Origin of the sequence: Mycobacterium sp. THU-M104, from assembly GCF_049197365.1 — a bacterium.
Lineage (GTDB): Bacteria > Actinomycetota > Actinomycetes > Mycobacteriales > Mycobacteriaceae > Mycobacterium.
This window is the reverse complement of sequence record NZ_JBMIOP010000202.1, coordinates 1-2,927: the sequence shown is the minus strand read 5'-3', so window position 1 is coordinate 2,927 and position 2,927 is coordinate 1. Positions and strand designations below refer to the sequence as shown.

Below are 2,927 nucleotides of genomic sequence, written 5' to 3'. Positions count from 1 at the left end.
GCCGATCAGCGGACGCCCCACCATCATCTCGGTGGGCGCGTTGACCGCGGCCAGCACGTCACGCCCGACGGTCTGCAACGGGGCCACGCCGGCGGCTTCCGCGGCCGTGTAACTCTGCGCACCGGCGTTGACGAGCTGCACAAACTGTTCGTGAAACAGCGCAGCCTGGGCTCTGAGAACCTGATATTGCCGGCCGAACTCTGCGAACGCCGAGGCTACGAGGGCGGACACCTCATCGGCGCCCGCGGCCAGCAGGCCGGCGGTCGGGGCCGCCGCGGCGGCGTTCGCCCCACTGATCATCGATCCGATATTCGCCATGTCACCCGACGCGGCCGCCAGCATCTCCGGCGCGACCACCAAACACGACACCTCTGCCACCCTGATAAAGCCACTGTTGGTCGTGAAATTAATTCGACAGCAAGCGATTCCGCGATCAGCATAAGTGCTGAACACGTCGCGCCGCCGCCGGATCGACGCAATCGGGTTGTCACCGCGCGCCACCGCCAGCGACGTCGCGGCCTTGAGGTCGACCACACGCAGCGAGTTGGATGTCGGTATGCAACTTCCGCAAGGGCTCGCTCGATTCAACCGACGTGTCACCAACCCCGTGCAGCGGATGTGGGCCGGCTGGGCTCCCACGTTGGCCATCGTCGAACACACCGGCCGGCGTTCAGGCAAGCCGTACCGCACGCCGGTCACCGTCTTCAGCGCCGAGATCGACGGCAAGCCCGGCGTGGCCATCCTGTTGACCTACGGCCCCGACCGCGACTGGCTGAAGAACCTGACCGCCGCAGGGGGCGGGCGGATACGCCGCTACGGCAAGGCTTTCGGTCTGATCGACCCGCGCGTGATGCCCAAGGCCGAGGCAGCGGCACACGTCGTTCCCCGGTGGCAGCCGATTTTCCGGAGGCTGCCGTTCGAGCAGGCGGTGCTGCTGACCCGGACCCCCTGAGAAGGGGTGGTGCGGATCACCGCGATCGTCGAGCGCCCGGTAACGCTGCACGGCGCACCCGCCAACGCGGTCGTCGACTTCTCCGGCCACACCGTCTCGCTCGTCGCGGTGCGCAGTGACGTCATCCGGGCCGGCAAGCCCGCGACCGGGGTGGCTTTCGACTCGATCGGCCGCTTCGCCCAGAGCGGGATCCTGCGCGACCGGATGATTCCGAGCGTGCTCGACCATCGCCGGCCATTTCGGGCGGCGACCCGCGGCGGCGGTCGATGTGTATGCCGCCGGCAGCTACTCCCATCCCGAGGGTGGGCGCGGGCGGCTGCGCGCGGAGATGCGCGGATACCTCGACGCCGGCTATGACGCGGTCAAGATGAAGACCGGCGGCGGCCGCGCTGGCGCCCTACGGCCTGCGCTGATACGAAGAGCCCGGCGACCCATTGGATTTCGAGCTCACCCGCGGTGACGGCCGGCTACGACGGTGCGGTCGCCACCGGGGAGAACCTGTTTTCGACCCAAGACGTCACCAACCTGGTGCGTTACGGCGACATGCGGCCCGGCCGGGATGTGTTCCAGATGGACGCTGGCCTGAGCTACGGGCTTTCGGAGTATGCCCGGATGCTCGACGTGCTCGAAAACAACGGGTTCGAGCGCCGGTTCGCCTTCCCGCACGGCGGGCATCTGCTCAACCTGCACACCTGGCGGGGCTCATCGCCCAACTGCCCGAATGAGCAGTAGATTGCGGATGAAGATCGCGGTGATCGGTTGCCGAGCAATGGGTTCCATCTATGCGGCCAGGCTCGCGGCCGCGGGTCACGACGTCGTGGCCATCGACCGCCACCGGGCCGACGTCGAACGGATCAACCGGGACGGGCTGCGGGTCACCGGCCCGAACCCATGGATCTGGCGGTGCTGGCAGCCAAAGCGGCAGACGTGGAAACTGCTGCTCGACAAGCACTTCCGATGCTGGGCGAATCGAGGCCGGTGCTGACGATCCAGAACGGGCTCGGTTCGGCGGAAACGGTCGCCGGCATCGTCGGGGAACAGCGGGTCGCCGTCGGGATCGCCGTCGGGTTCGGCGCGTCGCGGGTGGCCCCCGGGCACGTGCATCACAACGCCATGCGGGCGATGCGGTTCGGCGCCTACGCGTCGCTGCCGCACGCCGCGGTCGAGTCCATCGCGCGGGCCTGGACCGGGGCCGGCTTCGATGCCGCCGCGGTCACCGACATCGCCGCCGTGCAGTGAGAGAAACTCATCTGCAACGCCGCCTACAGCGCGCCGTGCGCGCTGACGTCGATGACGGTGGGGCAGGTGATGGACGACGCTCAGATGGGGCCGGTGAGCCGGGCGGCGGCGACCGAGGCGTGGACGGTGGCACGCGCGTGCGGGGTCGCGGTGACTGTCACCGACCCCGGCGAGCACGCCCGCGCGTTCGGCGCGCAGCTGCCCGACGCCCGACCTCGGCGCTGCTGGATCACCAGGCGCGCCGGGTCAGCGAGATCGACGTCATCAACGGCGCGGCGCCCCGGCACAGCGCCGGGTCGGCATCGCCGCGCCGGTGAACGCCGCGCTGACCGCGGTGGTCAAGGCGATCGAACGGGCATGGCGCTGAATCCGGCCCGCCCGCACCGCGCCGAGGCGCCAACGGTTTCCGGCGTCAACCGGAAGGGGTCCGCGCGGGCAGGTCCGTCACCGAGGCCTGCCGTCGGCGCCGCCACGTGGCGACGTAGTACAGGGCAATCACGACGGCCCAGGACAGCAGGCCGAGCCAGAACTGACTGCGCGCCGACGGATCGAACGCCATGCGCACCAGGACCGCGACGAGGCCGGCCACGGTCAGCAGAGACAGCCCCGGGAACAGCCACATTTTCACCGGGAGCCGCCCGGGGGGCGTCCGGCGGCGTAGCACGATCTGGGACAGGGCGATCAGCACGTACACGAACATGACGATCGCACCCGAGGAGTTCACCAGAAAGGTGAA

General features: G+C 69.4%; 2 protein-coding genes and 3 pseudogenes. 3 read left to right on the top strand and 2 right to left on the bottom strand.

Features of this window, described 5'->3' with window-relative positions; translation table 11 throughout:
• Window positions 1-369, bottom strand: a 369-nt coding sequence (locus tag ACOJVU_RS15985) for a PE family protein (protein ID WP_421530674.1), incomplete at its 3' end; no start/stop codon positions are given.
• A gap of 187 nt (window positions 370-556) precedes the next feature.
• Between ACOJVU_RS15985 and ACOJVU_RS15980 the strand changes: the two genes are divergently transcribed.
• The 3 genes and pseudogenes from ACOJVU_RS15980 to ACOJVU_RS15970 all read left to right on the top strand — a co-directional run bounded on the left by ACOJVU_RS15980 (window position 557) and on the right by ACOJVU_RS15970 (window position 2,558).
• Complete coding sequence (locus tag ACOJVU_RS15980; RefSeq protein ID WP_421530673.1) at window positions 557-952, top strand: nitroreductase family deazaflavin-dependent oxidoreductase; 396 nt, start codon at window positions 557-559, stop codon at window positions 950-952.
• A 6-nt stretch (window positions 953-958) separates the two neighbouring features.
• Window positions 959-1,654 (top strand): annotated as a pseudogene (locus ACOJVU_RS15975) (enolase C-terminal domain-like protein); the annotation flags it as partial.
• Window positions 1,655-1,691: 37 nt separating this feature from the next.
• Window positions 1,692-2,558: pseudogene (locus ACOJVU_RS15970) on the top strand (ketopantoate reductase family protein).
• A gap of 45 nt (window positions 2,559-2,603) precedes the next feature.
• On the opposite strand, the pseudogene ACOJVU_RS15965 reads toward ACOJVU_RS15970, so the two are convergent.
• Window positions 2,604-2,927: pseudogene (locus ACOJVU_RS15965) on the bottom strand (amino acid permease); the annotation flags it as partial.

What these genes read in the sequence shown, in the direction of transcription:
- ACOJVU_RS15980 (WP_421530673.1), top strand. Translation starts at nt 557, where the DNA reads ATGCAACTTCCGCAAGGGCTCGCTCGATTCAACCGACGTGTCACCAAC.